This is a genomic window from Arthrobacter sp. RIT-PI-e (assembly GCF_001187915.1).
Lineage (GTDB): Bacteria > Actinomycetota > Actinomycetes > Actinomycetales > Micrococcaceae > Arthrobacter_D.
The window spans coordinates 1-16,301 of sequence record NZ_LGIU01000104.1 but is presented as its reverse complement, the minus strand read 5'-3'; the positions used below and the strand labels follow the sequence as shown (position 1 = coordinate 16,301).

The 16,301-nt window shown below is 70.2% G+C and carries 15 protein-coding genes; 11 read left to right on the top strand and 4 right to left on the bottom strand.

Features of this window, described 5'->3' with window-relative positions:
• Positions 1 to 7 precede the first annotated feature (7 nt).
• Complete coding sequence (locus AC792_RS15760) at positions 8 to 1,840, top strand: ABC transporter ATP-binding protein (protein ID WP_049831438.1); 1,833 nt, start codon at positions 8 to 10, stop codon at positions 1,838 to 1,840.
• A gap of 17 nt (positions 1,841 to 1,857) precedes the next feature.
• On the opposite strand, the gene AC792_RS15755 is transcribed toward AC792_RS15760, so the two are convergent.
• The gene (locus tag AC792_RS15755) at positions 1,858 to 2,523 is read right to left on the bottom strand and encodes a hypothetical protein (RefSeq protein WP_049831437.1); all 666 of its coding nucleotides are present in this window, start codon (positions 2,521 to 2,523) and stop codon (positions 1,858 to 1,860) included.
• Positions 2,524 to 2,624: 101 nt separating this feature from the next.
• Here AC792_RS15755 and AC792_RS15750 point away from each other — a divergent pair, with 101 nt between their 5' ends.
• Complete coding sequence (locus tag AC792_RS15750; protein WP_049831436.1) at positions 2,625 to 3,224, top strand: GNAT family N-acetyltransferase; 600 nt, start codon at positions 2,625 to 2,627, stop codon at positions 3,222 to 3,224.
• A gap of 17 nt (positions 3,225 to 3,241) precedes the next feature.
• Here AC792_RS15750 and AC792_RS15745 read toward each other — a convergent pair whose 3' ends face one another.
• Positions 3,242 to 4,021, bottom strand: a complete 780-nt coding sequence (locus tag AC792_RS15745) for an IclR family transcriptional regulator (RefSeq protein ID WP_152916285.1) — start codon at positions 4,019 to 4,021, stop codon at positions 3,242 to 3,244.
• A 140-nt stretch (positions 4,022 to 4,161) separates the two neighbouring features.
• Here AC792_RS15745 and AC792_RS15740 point away from each other — a divergent pair, with 140 nt between their 5' ends.
• The 3 genes from AC792_RS15740 to AC792_RS15730 are packed head-to-tail and all read left to right on the top strand — an operon-like array spanning position 4,162 to position 6,787.
• On the top strand, positions 4,162 to 4,899 hold the full coding sequence (locus AC792_RS15740; RefSeq protein WP_049831435.1) for a CoA transferase subunit A: 738 nt from the start codon (positions 4,162 to 4,164) through the stop codon (positions 4,897 to 4,899).
• Complete coding sequence (locus AC792_RS15735) at positions 4,896 to 5,600, top strand: CoA transferase subunit B (protein WP_049831434.1); 705 nt, start codon at positions 4,896 to 4,898, stop codon at positions 5,598 to 5,600. The genes AC792_RS15740 and AC792_RS15735 overlap by 4 nt, the downstream gene beginning before the upstream one ends.
• A complete protein-coding gene (locus AC792_RS15730) occupies positions 5,597 to 6,787 on the top strand; it encodes an acetyl-CoA C-acetyltransferase (protein ID WP_049831433.1) in 1,191 nt (396 codons plus the stop codon). Before AC792_RS15735 ends, AC792_RS15730 begins: the two co-directional genes overlap by 4 nt.
• A 48-nt stretch (positions 6,788 to 6,835) precedes the next feature.
• Here the strand turns inward: AC792_RS15730 and AC792_RS15725 are convergent, their stop codons facing one another.
• Positions 6,836 to 7,810 (bottom strand): LysR family transcriptional regulator, encoded by a 975-nt coding sequence (locus AC792_RS15725; RefSeq protein WP_082177824.1) that lies wholly within the window; start codon positions 7,808 to 7,810, stop codon positions 6,836 to 6,838.
• Positions 7,811 to 7,893: 83 nt separating this feature from the next.
• On the opposite strand from AC792_RS15725, the gene AC792_RS15720 reads away from it, so the two are divergent.
• The 6 genes from AC792_RS15720 to AC792_RS15695 all read left to right on the top strand — a co-directional run bounded on the left by AC792_RS15720 (position 7,894) and on the right by AC792_RS15695 (position 14,532).
• Entirely contained in the window at positions 7,894 to 9,312 is a 1,419-nt protein-coding gene (locus AC792_RS15720; protein WP_049831431.1) for a CitMHS family transporter, read from the top strand.
• Entirely contained in the window at positions 9,309 to 10,667 is a 1,359-nt protein-coding gene (locus AC792_RS15715) for an acyclic terpene utilization AtuA family protein (protein ID WP_049831430.1), read from the top strand. Before AC792_RS15720 ends, AC792_RS15715 begins: the two co-directional genes overlap by 4 nt.
• Positions 10,667 to 10,993 (top strand): AtuA-related protein, encoded by a 327-nt coding sequence (locus tag AC792_RS15710; RefSeq protein WP_049831429.1) that lies wholly within the window; start codon positions 10,667 to 10,669, stop codon positions 10,991 to 10,993. The genes AC792_RS15715 and AC792_RS15710 overlap by 1 nt, the downstream gene beginning before the upstream one ends.
• A gap of 13 nt (positions 10,994 to 11,006) precedes the next feature.
• Positions 11,007 to 12,635, top strand: a complete 1,629-nt coding sequence (locus AC792_RS15705) for a CocE/NonD family hydrolase (protein ID WP_049831428.1) — start codon at positions 11,007 to 11,009, stop codon at positions 12,633 to 12,635.
• 110 nt (positions 12,636 to 12,745) lie between these two features.
• The gene (locus tag AC792_RS15700; protein WP_049831427.1) at positions 12,746 to 13,885 is read left to right on the top strand and encodes a GuaB3 family IMP dehydrogenase-related protein; all 1,140 of its coding nucleotides are present in this window, start codon (positions 12,746 to 12,748) and stop codon (positions 13,883 to 13,885) included.
• A 155-nt stretch (positions 13,886 to 14,040) separates the two neighbouring features.
• On the top strand, positions 14,041 to 14,532 hold the full coding sequence (locus AC792_RS15695; RefSeq protein WP_082177823.1) for a PTS sugar transporter subunit IIA: 492 nt from the start codon (positions 14,041 to 14,043) through the stop codon (positions 14,530 to 14,532).
• Between the two features lie 10 nt (positions 14,533 to 14,542).
• On the opposite strand, the gene AC792_RS15690 is transcribed toward AC792_RS15695, so the two are convergent.
• Positions 14,543 to 16,288 (bottom strand): ABC transporter ATP-binding protein, encoded by a 1,746-nt coding sequence (locus AC792_RS15690; protein WP_049831426.1) that lies wholly within the window; start codon positions 16,286 to 16,288, stop codon positions 14,543 to 14,545.
• Positions 16,289 to 16,301: the final 13 nt, after the last annotated feature.

Genomic DNA, 16,301 nt, shown 5'->3' with positions numbered 1-16,301 from the left:
ACGCCGCATGAGCACCCCGCATCGGGGAGCCGCCCGGAGCGCCAGGAGGAAGCTCCCGCTCGCGCCCTACGCCCGGGCCGTGGGCCAGGTCCTCTCCGTGAGCGCGAAGGCCTCGCCCGGGGCCGTGGCCATGAAGGTGATCGGCTCCCTGATCTCGGCCGTCCTGCCGCTGGTGACCACCTACTTCGCGGCGCTCACCACCACCGAGCTCGCCGCGGCATATGCGGGCGAGCCCGACGCCGGGCGGCTCGCCGTCGTCTACGTGGTCATCACCACGGTGCTGGGGCTGCTGTGGGGCGCGTTCACGAGTGTGGACCGCTACATCCAGCAGGTACTGGGGTTCCGGGTGGGTGCTGTGGTGGGGGACCGCATGTACGAGCGGTTCCTCGCCCTGGAATTCTGGCGGTACGACGACAAGGACACGGTGGACCTGTACGACCGTGCCCGCCGCTTCTCCGACTCCTACGCCCGCGTGCTGGACCGCATCGCGGCGATCTTCACGCAGCTGGTGTCCGTGGGGCTGGCGATCGGCGCACTGTTCCTCGTCAGCTGGTGGGTGGCGCTGATCGTCCTGCTGGCGATCATCCCCAGCGTGTACCTTCAGTTCCGGCTCTCACGCGAGCAGATGGCGCACTGGAACACCCAGGTGGACTCCCGCAGGCAGCGGCGCATGATCGAGAACAACCTCATGAAGCCGCAGCACATCGCCGAGATGCGGCTCTACGGGATCGTCCGCCACCTGATGGACCTGCGCTCCACGCTGCGGGACGCCGACGAGAAGCGCCGGCTGGACTTCCAGCGCCGCTACATCCCGAAGCAGCTGCTCGCCGATGCCCTGCAGTACGGCGCCGAGCTACTGGCGCTGGTGTGGATCGTGACGCAGATCGTCGCCCGCGCGCAACCCGTGGGTCAGTTCCTCTACGTGCAGCAGATCGTGAGCCGGGCGCTCAGTACCGCGAACAACCTCGTGTCCTCGCTCAGCTCCATCGACGAGGATCTCGCGAACCTCAAGGACTACGAGCAGTTCATGGACCTTCCGCTCTCCACCACCGCACGCGGGGAGCTGGAGGAGGCGCCCTCCGCCGTCGAGCTCCGCGACATCCACTTCACCTACGCGGGCAGTGCGTCAGAAGTGCTCAAGGGCATCTCCATGTCCTTCCGGCGCGGGACGCACGTGGCGATCGTGGGGGAGAACGGCGCCGGCAAGTCCACCCTGATCCGGGTGCTCGCGGGCCTCTACCAGCCCGGCGAGGGGGACGTCCTCCTCGACGGACGCGATCTCAGGGGGATCCGGATCGACGCCTGGCACCGGCACCTCGCCGTGATGTCCCAGGATTTCCTGCGCTACGACTTCGCCACCGCGCAGGACAACATCCACTTCGGCGATGTCCACGGACCCCGCGACGACGACCGCGTGCGCCGCGCCGCCCGTGACGCCGAGGCGGCGGACTTCATCGAGAGGATGCCCAACGGTTTCGAGAACTACGTGAGCAACTGGATGGAGGATCCCCGCGGGCGGAAGGGCAACGGACTCTCCGGCGGTCAGTGGCAGCGCCTCGCCATGGCACGCAACTTCTACCGGGACGCACCGTTCGTCGTGATGGACGAGCCGACGTCCGCCATCGACGCCCTCGCCGAGCACCGCATCTTCACGCGCCTCTTCGCCGATCGCTCGCGGACGATCATCGCGATCAGCCACCGGCTCGCCACCATCGAGAAGGCCGACGTGGTCCACATGCTCGAGGACGGGCGCGTGGTCGAGAGCGGGACCCATCAGGAGCTGGTGGCCCTGCGCGGGCGCTACTTCCGCATGTTCGAGAGCCAGCTCCCCGGGTCCTGAAGGCCCGCCCGGTCCGCCTATGCGCCGTGCGCCGTCGTCCCCTCCGATGCCGATCCGAGCTCGTCGCGGAGCCGTGCGAGGGCCTCGTCCAGGTCCGTGCACACCGCCGCGTCCGCCGTCACCTGCTGGTCCGCGGGTCCGCTCGTGAACTCCCACCCGCGCTCGGAGGTGCGCCGGATGCTCGCCGCCGCCACGGGGCCGTCCTGTACACGGCGGCGGACGGAGACCAGGGAGTCGCGCTCGTGCGCGGCGAAGTTCTTACCCACCATGTCCAGGGCCATGGCCGTGCAGTCCACCGTCGGCGCCAGGGGAACACCCATCACGATCCCGGCGGGTCGGATGAAGAGTGCCACCCTGCCCCCGGGGGACTCGATGAGGAAGGTCACCGACGTGGAGGTCCTGTCCGCGACCGTCACGTCCACCCAGAGGTTCGCGGTGGTGAGGATCTGCGCGAGCACCTTCGCAGGGCCACGGAGCGAGGTCTTCTCGCCCTCGGTCTCCAGCAGCTCGCGGACCACGAGGGTGGAGAACCCGGCCCGCACCAGGTCGGCGTCACCAGGGAGGTCCGCGAGTTTGAGCATGGAGCGCGTGCCCTGCTCGCCCGCACCCCGGTTCACGCTGAGCAGCGCGAGCAGCTCGTGGGCGGTGAACTGGACGGCTGATTCCGGCGCCTTGGTGGTCATGATGATCCCCGTTCTCGCTGATGGTCCTTGACCTCCAGGCTACCCAGTCCCGGTGCGGGTCCCCTCCGGGGGGTGCGGTGTTCGCTGCGATCATTGGGGGCATGGATGCTTCCCGGCCCGATCCGCAGTCCGCCCTCGAGGGCTCCGCGGTCCTGCTCCGCCCCCTGACGGAGGAGGACCTGCCCGCCCTGTTCTCGGCGATCGGCACACCCGAGGTGTTCGCCGGGGGATGGGGTGGGGGCCCGGCCGCGTACCGGGAGGACTTCGGGCAGTGGTCCGGGTTCCTCCGCCGGTACCTGCAGTGGGAGCGGTGCAACGTCTACGCCGTCTGTCTGCGATCGGACGGCGCGAGGGTCGTCGGCACCACCACCCTGGGGGACTTCGATCTCCCCAACGGGTCCACGCACCTGGGCTGGACGGCCTACGCCCCGGAGGTGTGGGGGACGGCGGTCAACGCGGATGCCAAGCACCTGCTGCTGGGAACGGCCTTCGAGCACGGGTTCGAGCGGGTGCGGTTGCAGGCCGACATCCTGAACCGGCGCTCACAGGCGGCCATCGAACGCCTCGGCGCCTCCCCGGAAGGCGTCCTCCGGCACGTCAACCGCCGTGCGGACGGTACCTGGCGGGACATCGCCGTCTACTCGGTGCTGCGCGAGGAGTGGCCGCGGGTGCGCGAGAGCCTCCTGCGGCGCCTGGAGTAGGTCGGGCGGGCTCCGGATCACTCGCCGCCGAGCGCACGTGAGAGCCGGTGGCTCTCCGTCAGCAGTGCCCGTCCCAGCCCGGGGCGTCGATCCGCCGAGAACCGCGTCTCGATGCCGGTGATGCTCAGGGCGTAGGCCGGGGCGCCGGTCGCGTCGAACACCGCGGCCGCCATGCCCCAGCTGCCCTCGACGATCATGCCCGGGTTCGTGGCGAACCCGTCCCGCCGCACGTCCTCGAGGAGCCGGCGGATCTGCTTCGCCGTGTGCTGACGGCCCCAGGCACCACGGGCCCCCGCGGTGGCGTCGAGGATACGCTCGACGTCGGCGTCCGGAAGGTGAGCGAGGATCACCAGCCCCGCCGAGGCCACCCCGAGCGGGAGTCTCAAGCCCTCGTGGAGCACATGGGAACGGATGGGGAAAGCACCTTCCCTCCGAGCCAGGCACACGGTCTCCAGATCACGACGCGCGGACAGGAAAGCACTCTCTCCCGTGGTCTCCGCCAAGCGGGTCAGGGAGGGGCCGGCGAGTTCACGGATGGGGTAGCGGTGAGCTGCGATCGCCCCCAGCACGTACAGCTCCGGCCCCAGCTGCCAGGTCCCGCCGTCCACCGCGCGGGTGACGAGTCCCTCGGCGGACAGTCCCAGGAGGATCCGGTGCACGGTGGGGCGGGTCAGCCCCGTGGTGACGGCGAGCCCGGCCACCGTGGCACCGTGCTCCTGCGCGGCGATCGCCCGTAACAACAGGGCGACGCGGTGCACCACCTGGGTGCCCGATGCAGTTTCGATCCCATCCGTCATGGATCCACTATATGGACAGATAACGCCGTCCTGCCCGTATGGTGATCGATTGCTCCTCGGATCAGGCGGACCGGTTGACCACCATGTGGAGAGTCCCTAGGTTCTAGGTGATCGGATTATCGACGACGAGGGGGACGAGGGTGTCCAAGGTCAGGGACAGCACACCGGAGGCGCTCGGGCAGCACCTGCGCGACGGCATGACGATCGCCGTGGGAGGATTCGGGCTCAGTGGCATACCGCGGGATCTCATCGAGGCCGTCCGGGACTCCGGGGTCACCGGGCTCACCGTGGTCTCCAACAACATGGGCGTGGACGGCAAGGGCCTCGGGCTCCTGCTCGAGAACCACCAGGTGCAGAAGGTGCTCGCGTCCTACGTGGGGGAGAACAAGCTGTTCGCCCAGCAGTATCTGGACGGTGAGCTCGAGGTCGAGTTCACCCCGCAGGGGACACTCGCCGAGCGACTCCGGGCCGGGGGCGCCGGCATTCCCGCCTTCTACACGAGGACCGGGGTGGGTACCGTCGTGGCGGAGGGCAAGCCGCACGCCGAGTTCGACGGCGTCTCCTACGTCCAGGAGCGCGGCATCGTCGCCGACGTGGCCCTGGTGCACGCCTGGCAGGCCGACGCAGGAGGGAATCTCACCTACCGGTTCGCTGCCCGGAACTTCAACCCGGTCGTCGCCACCGCCGGGAAGGTCACCTTCGCCGAGGCCGAGCACATCGTCGAGGCGGGGGGAATGGACCCCGACCGGGTGGTGACCCCGGGCGTCTACGTCCAGCACGTCATCCGGTACAGCGGAGCACCCAAGGAGATCGAGCAGCGTACGGTGCGCCCCCGACCAGGGCAGACCTCGGCCCACGACGAAGGAGACCTGGCATGAGCTGGACCCGCGACGAGATGGCGGCCATCGCCGCCGCGGAGCTCTCCGACGGCGACTACGTGAACCTCGGGATCGGCATCCCCACCCTCGTGGCGAATCACCTGCCCGAGGGGGTGGACGTGGTGCTGCAGTCCGAGAACGGGGTCCTCGGTATGGGCCCCTTCCCCTACGAGGGCGAGGAGGATCCTGACCTGATCAACGCGGGCAAGCAGACCATCACCCTGCGCCCCGGTGCCTCCGTCTTCGATTCCGCGACCTCGTTCGGCATGATCCGGGGCGGGCACGTGAAGGTCGCCGTCCTCGGCGCCATGCAGGTCTCCGGCTCCGGGGACCTCGCCAACTGGATGATCCCCGGCAAGATGGTCAAGGGGATGGGCGGGGCCATGGACCTGGTCGCGGGAACACCGCGCGTCATCGTCCTCACCGAGCACGTGGCGAAGGACGGCTCCGCCAAGATCAGGACCGAGTGCGATCTCCCGCTCACCGGTGTCCGCGTGGTGGACCGGATCATCACCGACCTCTGCGTGTTCGACGTCGAGGAGGCAGGGCTCGTCCTGCGCAGCATGGCTCCCGCCGTCACCGAGGACGAGGTCAGGGACAAGACCGAAGCCGGGTTCCGTGTCGGGCTGCAGGACGTCACCCCGAAGGACGTGCCCGTGGACGGCGCGCCCACCGCCGATTCAACCGAGGAGAACCGATGAACCAGCCCACCGACGTCGTGATCCTGTCCGGTGCCCGCACTCCGCAGGGAAAGATCATGGGTGCGCTGTCATCCCTGGCGGCGGTGCAGCTGGGGGCCCACGCCATCCGCGGCGCCCTCGAGCGCGCCGGACTCGAACCGTCCGCCGTCGACTACGTGATCATGGGTCAGGTGCTGCAGGCCGGTGCGGGCCAGAACCCGGCCCGCCAGTCCGCCGTGGCGGCCGGCATCCCGCTGCACGTGCCGGCCGAGACCGTGAACAAGGTGTGTCTCTCGGGTCTGCTGGCCGTCACACACGCCGCCCGCATGATCCGCGGCGGCGAGGCGGACGTGGTGGTGGCCGGCGGCCAGGAGTCGATGAGCAATGCGCCCCACCTGGCCCTGGGCGTACGCCAGGGCAAGAGCTACGGGGACCTCGTCCTGGCCGATGCCGTCTCCCGGGACGGGCTGGTCGATGCGACCGAGGACATCTCCATGGGTTCGCTCACGGACTCGGGTAACACCGAGCGGTCCATCAGCAGGCAGCAGCAGGACGAGATCGCCGCCACCAGCCACCAGCGTGCTGCCCGTGCCACGGCCGAGGGTGTCCTCGCCGAGGAGATCGTCCCCGTGGAGATCCCGCAGCGCAAGGGAGCTTCGCTCGTCGTCGACGCCGACCAGGGCGTACGTCCGGATTCCACACCGGAATCCATGGCGCGGCTGCGTCCGGCCTTCCACCCCGAGGGCACCATCACCGCCGGCAATTCCTCCCCGCTGAGCGACGGTGCCGCCGCCGTCGTCATGACCACCCGTGAGTACGCCGACCGGCACGGCCTCGAGTACCTGGCCGTCGTCGGGGCGCCCGGGCAGGTCGCGGGCCCGGACACGTCCCTGCACTCGCAGCCGTCCCGTGCCATCGAGGCGGCCCTGCGGAAGGCCGGGTGGACCGTGCAGGACCTCGACTTCATCGAGGTCAACGAGGCGTTCGCCGCCGTCCTGATCCAGTCCCTGGAGGATCTCGGGTACCCGCTGGAGAAGGCCAATCTCCACGGCGGAGCCGTGGCTCTGGGGCATCCCATCGGGGCGTCCGGCGCGCGGCTCGTCCTGCATGCGGCCTACGAGCTCTCCCGGCGCGGCTCGGGGCGCGCAGCGGTCTCCCTGGGCGGGGGCGGGGGACAGGGCGAGGCCCTCCTGCTCCACCGGGACTGAGGCCGTGTCCTCCGCACGGTCGGCCCCCCGCGGCCGTGCGGAGGAGCGTCACGCGCGGTAGGCTCCCGACTCCGCGCGGGTGACCTCCGGATCGGGTCGGGCCCACCGCACCCCCGGAAGGGCTTGCGGTTCTGCGGCGAGGTGCTGGTCCACCAGCTCCACCCACTGCCTCACGGCCGGCGAGAGCGGTCGATGGCGGTGGTGGATCATCGTGATGGCACGGACGTACTCCGGCACGAGGGGCACGAAGACGAGGTCGGCGAAGCGCATGAGCGGCAGCACGAACCCCGGAACGGGTGTCACGCCCAGCCCGGCCGCGGTCAGGCCGGCCACGGCAGCGACATTCTGCGCCTGCACGAGCGTCGCAGGTGCAACCCCGGCGTCCTGGAGTGCGCGGCCGACGGTGTGCTGGATGCTGGATGCCGCTCCGAAGGCGATCAGTGGTTCGGACTCCAGGTCGGTCCACCCCACGTGCTTCCGTGCCGCGTACCGGTGGTCGGGGCGCATGGCGAGGAAGAACCGGTCCGTGGCCACCGGATGGCGGACGTGGTCCGCGTTCTCCACCGGATCGGCGGTCAGTGCCAGGTCGGCCCTCCCCAGCCTGAGGTCCTCGCTCACCTGATCGCTCAGGTTGTCCTCCACATGGAGCACCACATCGGGGTGCAGCTCCTGGTAGCGGCGGATCACGGGAGGCAGCACAGTGGCCGCCAGCGAGGGCAGCGTGGCGATGGTGATGCTGCCCCGGACACCTGACAGGTACCCCTGGATGTGTTCGAGACCGGCATCCATCTGCTCGATCACCGAGCGGGCGACCGCAACGACCGCGGCACCGTCCGTCGTCAGGACCACATGACGGGTGCTGCGCTGGAACAGGGGCGTACGCAGGCGTCGTTCGGCCTCCAGGACGGTGCGACTCAGGGACGACTGCCCCACCCCGAGCTGGGTCGCGGCCAGCGTGAAGCTCCTGTGGTCTGCAACGGCTACGAGCGCGCGGAGATGATGAAGTCCCAGATTTATGCTCATGGTGCATGATTCTAGGTCCGATTGATCTTTGACCTCATAAGTGATGTGGATCACGCTGAGGGAAACCCTTCGAAAGGAACCACATGCTCGCCTGGACCGGATTTCTCACCATCGGGGTGATCCTGGCGCTCCTGCTCACGAGCCGGGTGGCGGCCGTGGTCGCCCTGGCCGGGGTGCCCATCGTCTTCGCGCTGATCGCCGGCTTCGGTCCGACGGAGATCAGCGAGTTCGTCGCCGACGGCCTCGGGGGAGTCGTGGGCGTGACGGTGATGTTCATCTTCGCCATCACCTACTTCGGCGTGATGCGGGACGCCGGTCTCTTCGACCCCGTGATCCGCCGCATCATCCGCTGGGCGGGCAACGCCCCGGTCACCGTGTGCCTCGCGACGACGGCCCTGGCCATGGCAGCGCACCTCGACGGCGCCGGTGCCACCACGTTCCTCATCACCATCCCGGCCATGATCCCGCTGTTCGACCGTCTCGGCATGCGTCGCCTGACGTTGAGCGTCTGCGTGGGACTGGGTGCGGGCACGATGAACCTGCTGCCCTGGGGCGGTCCCACCGCTCGTGCCGCCGCCACCGCGGGGGTCCCGGCCAACGACCTCTGGGTCCCGCTGATCCCTGCGCAGATCGCCGGAATGATCGCGGCCCTCGGTATCGCCTGGTATCTGGGCAAGCGTGAGCAGCGTCGCATCGGCCGCACCGCGTCGACGACGGCCGACGACGGCGCCGTCGACGCACCCTCCCCCGCCCCGGCCGGACACCGCGGACCGGGAGCCGGAGCGTCGTCGGACACGGGTGCTGACACGTTGACCGAGACGTCGCGGCCCGCGGTCGACGACCTCACCGAGGAGGAGCAGGCACTGCGCAGGCCCCGCCTGCTGTGGTTCAACGCGATCCTGACCGTGGCCGTGCTGGCGGTCCTGATCGCCGGACTGGCACGGCCGGAACTGATCTTCGTCGTCGGGGTGGTGATCGCCCTCGTGGTGAACTATCCGGGGCTCAAGAGCCAGACCGCGCGCATCGAGGCGCACGCCACGGGGGCCATGCTCATGGCCACGACCCTCCTGGCCTCAGGGGCCTTCCTCGGGATCCTCGAGGGGTCCGGCATGATCACCGCGATGGCGGGCGCCGCCACCTCCGTGATCCCCGCGACGGCAGCCCCCGGTCTGCCCCTGATCGTGGGCGTGCTCGGCGTGCCGCTGAGTCTGCTGTTCGGCCCGGATGCGTTCTACTTCGGCGTGCTTCCGGTGCTGAACGCCCTGGGTGAGCAGTACGGCGTCTCATCCATCGAGATCACCCAGGCCGCACTGCTCGGTCAGGAGACCGTCGGCTTCCCGATCAGCCCGCTCACCGGATCCTTCTACCTCCTCGTCGGGCTCGCCGGCGTGGACATCGGGAAGCACATCAAGGCGCTGTTCGGCTGGGCATGGCTCGTGAGCCTGGTCATGCTCGCGGTGGCACTGGTGACCGGGGCCGTCATGGTGGGAGCCGCCTCATGAGTCCTCACCCCATGAACCGCACCGTCCGGCTCGGTGCCGGGGCCGGGTTCGCCGGTGACCGGATCGACCCGGCCGTGGAGCTCGCACGGTCAGCCGACCTCGACTACCTCGTCTTCGAGGTCCTCGGGGAACGGACGATCGCCGGGGCCAATGCGCGGCGTCTGACCGGTTCGGACCACGGCTACGACCCCCTGCTCCGCCGTCGGCTCGAAGCCACCCTTCCCACCTGCAGGCAGCACGGGACCACGATCGTGACCAACGGGGGAGCCGCAGATCCCTCGGCGGCAGGTGCGCTCGCCGTCGAGATCGCGCGCGCCGGGGGGTTCACCGGGACGCGGGTCGGGGTCATCACCGGTGACGACGTCCTCGACGCAGTCCGGCGGGTGGACCCGGAGCTGTGGGAAACAGGGACCCCGCTGTCGGCGGAGACCGACGACCTGGTCTCGGCCAACGCGTACATCGGCGCTGCTCCCGTGACGGAGGCACTCGCAGAGGGTGCCGACATCGTCATCGCCGGGCGGCTGGCCGACCCTGCCCTGTACCTCGGTCCCCTCGCCCATGAGCACGGCTGGGACCTCGACGGGGATCCGGTGCTCCTGGGACAGGGGACGATGGTGGGGCACCTGCTCGAATGTGCCGGGCAGCTCACGGGGGGCTACTTCGCCGACCCGCTCACCAAGCCGGTCCCTGACCTGGCACGACTGGGTTTCCCCTTCGCCGACGTGGAGTCCGACGGCGCCGCGGTGTTCGGCAAGCCGGCCGGTTCCGGCGGACGCCTGGACAGGCGCACGGTCACCGAACAACTCCTCTACGAGGTCAACGACCCGTACGCCTACATCACCCCCGACGTGACGGCCGACTTCTCCGGGGCCCAGCTCGAGCAGACGGGTCCGGACCGGGTGCGGGTGACCGGTGGCACGGGCCGGGCCCGCCCGGACGAGCTGAAGGTGACACTCGGCTTCCGCGGTGGCTGGCTGGGGGAGGGCCAGATCAGTTACGCAGGTCCTCGCGCACGTGAACGGGCCGAGCTCGCTGCGGAGATCGTCCGTACCCGGTTGGCGGACGTCCACGGACTGGACCCGGATGCCGTCCTGGTGGAACTGGTCGGTGCCGGTGCGGCCTTCCGGGGTCTGGCCGGACAGCAGGATCCCGTGGAGGTGCGGCTCCGGGTCGCAGCGCGGGTGGACGACCGGATCATGGCCGACGCCGTGGGGTGGGAGGTCGAGTCGCTGTACACGACCGGCCCCGCCGGCGGTGGCGGGGCCCGCCGGCATGTCCAGGAGGTGCTCGCCATCCGGTCGTGCACCCTGCCCCGGGAACTCGTCCGACCGCACGTGAGCATCGAGGAGGCGTGATGGGAACGATCGACGACCATGCCGACGTCCGGACCGGGGACAAGGGCGACACGCTCATCCTCGCCGTGCTGGCCCGCAGTGAGGAGGCCTACCAGGTGCTCGAGCGGGCCCTGAGTCCGGAGGCCATCGCGACCCACTACGCATTGCCCCTCAGCGGACCCGTGGTGAAACGGTCCCTCCCCGGCCTCAACGCCCTCGTCTTCACCCTCCCCGGGGCGCTGGGCGGTGGGGTCACCGGCTCGCCGGTCCTCGACGGCCACGGGAAGGCCCTCAGCTACCACCTCCTCAGCCTGCCGCTGAGTACTCCGTCCCGTTCCGACCAGTAGAAGGAGAACATCCATGTCCCGGTCCCACCCCAGCACCTCCCCGGGCACAGCACCGCGCCGTCGCCGCGCCGTCGTCGGGCTCATCACCGCCACCGCCCTGCTCTCGCCGATGCCTGCGGTCGCAGCTCCCGTGGTCACCACCCCCGCCACGCCGACCCTCTCCCAGAAGGACCGGGTCCCGGCGGAGCCCGACGACCCCTTCTTCTCCTACGACCGCCCTGCCGAGTACGACGTGGTGCGGGAGGACGTCCGGGTACCGGTGCGCGACGGCACCGAACTGGCGTGTCAGCTGTACCGGCCCGGGACCAGCCCGACGGACGTCGCTCCGGGTACGTTCCCCGGCATCGTCTACGAGTACACCGCCTACGCCAGGAACGCCGAGCAGTTCGGCGAGGAAGCCGGCTACTTCGTGGAGCACGGCTACAACGCGCTGGTGTGCCAGGCCCGCGGTTCGGGGGAGTCCCCCGGGCTCCTGGACCCCTTCAGCCCGCAGGAACAGCGCGACAACTACGACGTCATCGAGTGGCTGGCCCAGCATCCCTCGTCCACCGGGAAGATCGGCCAGATGGGCGTCAGCTACGGCGGGCACAGCACGCTGCTGGTCGCCGTCAACAAGCCCCCGCACCTCGAGGCGATCATCCCGGCCAACGGCATCCACGACTGGTACGAGAACACCATCTACCACGGCGGTATCTACTCCCCTCGCATCCGCAGCTGGCAGGCATCGACCGCTCCCAGCACCTTGGAGACCTACGCCGAGCACCCGCTCTACGACGACTTCTGGCGTGACCGCAGCGTCATGTCGCGCTGGGAGAACCTGACCATTCCCACGCTCGAGATCAACGGCTGGTACGACCGGTACCGCGACGGGATGGTGAAGAACTACCAGGCCCGGCCCGAGAACGTCTGGCTGGTCTCCGGCCCCTGGGAGCACGGATGGCCGTCCGGCCAACCCGAGGACATCGGGTTGGGCGGTTACCTCGCCTGGTGGGACCACTGGCTGCAGGACGACCAAGCTGCGCCCCTCCCGGCCGAGCACGTCACCTCCTACGAGATCTCGAGCACCGGGGTGAGCGCCGGCTGGCAGCAGTTCGACCAGTGGCCGGCCGACCGGGCACGGGAGCTCACCCTCCACCTGCGGCACGACGGCTCGCTGTCACGAGGTGCAGGCCGGCCGGGTGAACAGGGCTTCACCGTCAACACGGAGAGCACGCCTCCCGAGCCCCACGAACAGCTGACCTTCAGCACCGCGCCCATGCGCCAGGACATGGTGCTCGCCGGTGATGCCACCGCCGACCTGAGGACGTCCTTCACCGCAGCGGACGGCAACATCGCCCTGGTCCTCTATGACCAGGCCCCCGACGGCACCACGACCCGCGTCACCGAGGGGTGGCTCAAAGCGAGCCACCGCGACACCCACACCCGGTTGTCCCCGGTAGAGCCCGGTGAGACCTACGACATGGGCGTGCACATCTGGCCCACGCACTACCGGATCCCGGCAGGACATCGATTGGTGCTGCGGGTCTCCAGCGATGACCATCCGCAGATCGAATCCACCGCACCGGACGGCGACGTCACCGTGAAGACCGGGGCCAGGGGGTCCACCCTGAAGCTCACGGTCCTGCACGACACCCGACGCTGACCCGTACCCGGTGCCCGGCCGATGGCGTGTCTGCTCGTCGTGGGCCGGGTACCGGCCACCCCGTCGTCCCCGCCGCGCTCGCCGATCCGACCCTGGGCTAACCTTGAGCAGTGACTTACGAGATCGAGATCGGCCGAGGCAAGCGCGGACGCAGGGCATATTCGCTGGACGACGTGGCGGTGGTGCCCTCCCGGCGGACCCGCGACCCGCTCGATGTGTCCGTGAACTGGCAGATCGATGCCTACCAGTTCGGGATGCCCGTGGTGGCGGCACCGATGGACTCCGCGATGTCCCCCGCCACCGCCATCGCGATGGGCAGGCTCGGGGGCCTCGGCGTCCTCAACCTCGAGGGACTCTGGACCCGGTACGAGGATCCCCGGCCGGTCCTCGACGAGATCGCCGGCCTCAGCGCCGACCGGTCCGGTTCCTCGGTGACCCGGCGGATGCAGGAACTCTACGACGCCCCCATCCAGGCGGAGCTCATCACCAGCCGCCTGGCCGAGATCCGCGAAGCCGGCGTGACCGTGGCCGGATCGCTCACCCCGCAGCGCACCCAGGAGTTCTCGAAGACGGTCCTCGCCGCAGGGGTGGACATCTTCGTGATCCGCGGCACCACCGTGTCCGCCGAGCACGTGTCCAAGAACGAGGAGCCGCTGGACCTCAAGAAGTTCATCTACGAGCTCGACGTCCCCGTGATCGTGGGCGGCGCCGCCGGGTACACCCCCGCACTGCACCTGATGCGCACGGGTGCCGCCGGCGTCCTCGTGGGCTTCGGCGGGGGAGCCACCACCACCACCCGCCGTGCCCTCGGCATCCACTCGCCCCTGGCCTCCGCCATCGCCGACGTCGCCGGGGCGCGCCGGGACTACCTGGACGAGTCCGGCGGCCGGTACGTCCACGTGATCGCCGACGGCGGCATGGGGGCGAGCGGTGACATCGTCAAGGCCATCGCCATGGGGGCGGACGCCGTCATGCTCGGCACCGCGCTCGCCCGGGCCGAGGAAGCACCCGGTAAGGGGTGGCACTGGGGCCAGGAAGCGCACCACGGCGAGCTGCCGCGCGGGGACCGGGTGGACGTGGGTACGGTGGGTCCGCTCCAGGAGGTGCTGTGGGGGCCGTCGCACCACACGAACGGCACGTCCAACATGATCGGCGCGCTCCGCCGGGCCATGGCCACCACCGGGTACTCGGATCTCAAGGAGTTCCAGCGCGTGGAAGTGGTGGTCTCGCCCTACACCTCCACGGACTGAGCGGGCAACGCGCCGCGTCATCCCTGCTGCTCCCGTACCGCGGCCCCGCTAAGCTGGGGGTGCCCCGGACGACGCCGCAGGTGGTGGCTCGCACCGGTGCACGGCTCCCGCTGTCGTGGGTCCCGGAACCGGCTCCGAATCCCGAAAGGCCCACTGTGAGCGACCTGTCCCTGGAGCTCCTCGACGCCGAGCTCACCACCCCCGAGCTCGTGATCCTCGAGCTGGAGGCGGCCTCGAAGGAGGACGCCGCCGCGCAGCTCGCCGGACGTCTGCACGCCGAGGGGCGGATCTCGGACCTGCAGGGGTTCCTCGATCAGGTCAACTCGCGTGAGCACCAGATGGCCACGGGTCTGCCGGGCGGGGTGGGCCTGCCCCACGCACGCAGCGAGTTCGTGAACCAGACCTCGATCGCCGTCGGGATCACGCGCTTCGGATACAGCCTGGACTTCGGGGCGGTGGACGGCCCCGCCACGCTGGTGCTGCTCATCGCCACCCCGGCGCAGTCGTTCTCCGAGCACCTCGAGGTCCTGGCAACCATCGCCCGGAGCCTGTTCAAGGAGAACTTCCGGGAATCGCTGCGCCGGGCCCACGACGCCGAGGTCATCGCCGAGCTGATCAACTCCTCACTGGTGTTCTTCGACCACTAGCGGCGGCGCCTCACTCGCTCCGCCAGGAGTGCCACAGCGACGCGTAGGCCCCGTCGAGCGCGAGCAGCTCGTCGTGCGAGCCGAGCTCCGAGATCCGGCCGTCCTCCACCACCGCCACGCGGTCGGCGTCGTGCGCGGTGTGGAGCCGGTGCGCGATCGCGATCACCGTGCGCCCCTCGAGCACCGCGTTGAGCGAGCGCTCCAGGTCGCGCGCCGCCTGCGGGTCGATCAGGGAGGTGGCCTCGTCCAGCACGAGGGTGTGCGGGTCGGCGAGGACCAGCCGCGCCAGCGCCAGTTCCTGCGCCTGGGCGGGCGTGAGCTCGTGCGCCCCGGAGCCCACCTCCGTGCCAGTGCCCTCGGAGAGCTGCTCCACCCAGTCGAGCGCACCCACGCTCCGCAGCGCGTCCACGATCTCCGTCTCGTCCGCCTCCGCCCGGCCGAGGCGCACGTTGTCCGAGACGGAGCCCACGAACACGTGGTGCTCCTGGGTGACCAGCGCCACCTCCCGGCGGAGATCGTCGAGCGGGCGGTCCACGAGGGGTACGCCACCCACCGTGACGGAGCCGGAGGTGGGCGGGTGGATCCCGGCGATCAGCCGGCCGAGCGTGGACTTGCCTGCCCCGGACGGTCCCACCACCGCGAGGCGCTCGCCGCGCCGCAGCGTGAGATCCACGCCGTGGAGCACGTTGTGCCCGGGGCGGTAGGCGTAGGTCGCGGCGGACACCACGATGTCCTCGTCCGCCGGTGCCGCCGCGCTCGCCTCGCGGTCCGGTTCCACGTCCTTGACGCCCACGATGCGTGCCAGCGACGCCGCGCCCACCTGGATCTCGTCCGTCCACATGATGAGCAGGTCCACGGGGTCGATCAGGCGGACGGCGAGCAGTGCCACGGTGGCGACGACGCCGGGGGTCACCACGCCCTCACCCGCGAGCCAGCTGCCCCACAGGAGCACGGCCACGGCCGGCAGCCAGAAGGCGATGTCCGCTGCGGGGAACAGCACCGAGCGCAGCCACAGCGTGTACCGCTCCGCGCCGTAGCTCTTCCCGAGGGCGGCGTCCAGGTCCTGGCGGCGCAGCTCGCCGAGATCCAGCGCATCCACCGTGCGGGCACCCTCGATGGTCTCGGTGATGGTGCCGTTGACCCCGGCGTAGGTCTCCCGCTCGCGGAGGTACCCGGTGGCACTGCGCCTGAGGTACCAGCGCGTCACCGGCCACAGCAGCGGCAACCCGACGAGGAGTGCCACGGACAGAACGGGGGAGGTGACGACGGCGACCACGAGGGTGAGCACGATGGTCACGAGGGACACCACCACCTGCGGCACCCCGAAGCGCACGGTGTGGGAGACGGCGTCGATGTCGTTGGTGGTCCGTGCCACGAGGTCCCCGGTGCCCGCCCTCTCCACGGTGGAGAGCGGCAGGGCGGTGACGTCGGACAGGAAGTCCTCGCGCAGCTGCGCGAAGACGCGTTCGCCGAAGACCATGCCGGAGCGCGTGGCGTAGCGGCGCAGCACCGACTGCACGGTGAGGAAACCGAGCATCGCGAGGGACACGACGGCGACGAAGCGGCCCGTGGTGCCCTCGGTGACGGCGTCGATCAGCAGCCCCAGCAGCAGCGGACCCGCCAGGCCGGCGATCGCCGAACCCACGTAGAGCGCGATCACCACGCCGAGACCGCGCCGGTGGTGCCGGATCAGGCGCGTGGCCTCGGCCCGCACCGCCCGCGGGCTCGCCACGGGGAGGGTACTCGTACTACTCACTGCGGATCACCAC

Coding starts and splice junctions, on each gene's coding strand:
- AC792_RS15760 (WP_049831438.1), top strand. CDS start 8: ATGAGCACCCCGCATCGGGGAGCCGCCCGGAGCGCCAGGAGGAAGCTC.
- AC792_RS15755 (WP_049831437.1), bottom strand. CDS start 2,523: ATGACCACCAAGGCGCCGGAATCAGCCGTCCAGTTCACCGCCCACGAG.
- AC792_RS15750 (WP_049831436.1), top strand. CDS start 2,625: ATGGATGCTTCCCGGCCCGATCCGCAGTCCGCCCTCGAGGGCTCCGCG.
- AC792_RS15745 (WP_152916285.1), bottom strand. CDS start 4,021: ATGACGGATGGGATCGAAACTGCATCGGGCACCCAGGTGGTGCACCGC.
- AC792_RS15735 (WP_049831434.1), top strand. CDS start 4,896: ATGAGCTGGACCCGCGACGAGATGGCGGCCATCGCCGCCGCGGAGCTC.
- AC792_RS15730 (WP_049831433.1), top strand. CDS start 5,597: ATGAACCAGCCCACCGACGTCGTGATCCTGTCCGGTGCCCGCACTCCG.
- AC792_RS15725 (WP_082177824.1), bottom strand. CDS start 7,810: ATGAGCATAAATCTGGGACTTCATCATCTCCGCGCGCTCGTAGCCGTT.
- AC792_RS15720 (WP_049831431.1), top strand. CDS start 7,894: ATGCTCGCCTGGACCGGATTTCTCACCATCGGGGTGATCCTGGCGCTC.
- AC792_RS15715 (WP_049831430.1), top strand. CDS start 9,309: ATGAGTCCTCACCCCATGAACCGCACCGTCCGGCTCGGTGCCGGGGCC.
- AC792_RS15710 (WP_049831429.1), top strand. CDS start 10,667: ATGGGAACGATCGACGACCATGCCGACGTCCGGACCGGGGACAAGGGC.
- AC792_RS15705 (WP_049831428.1), top strand. CDS start 11,007: ATGTCCCGGTCCCACCCCAGCACCTCCCCGGGCACAGCACCGCGCCGT.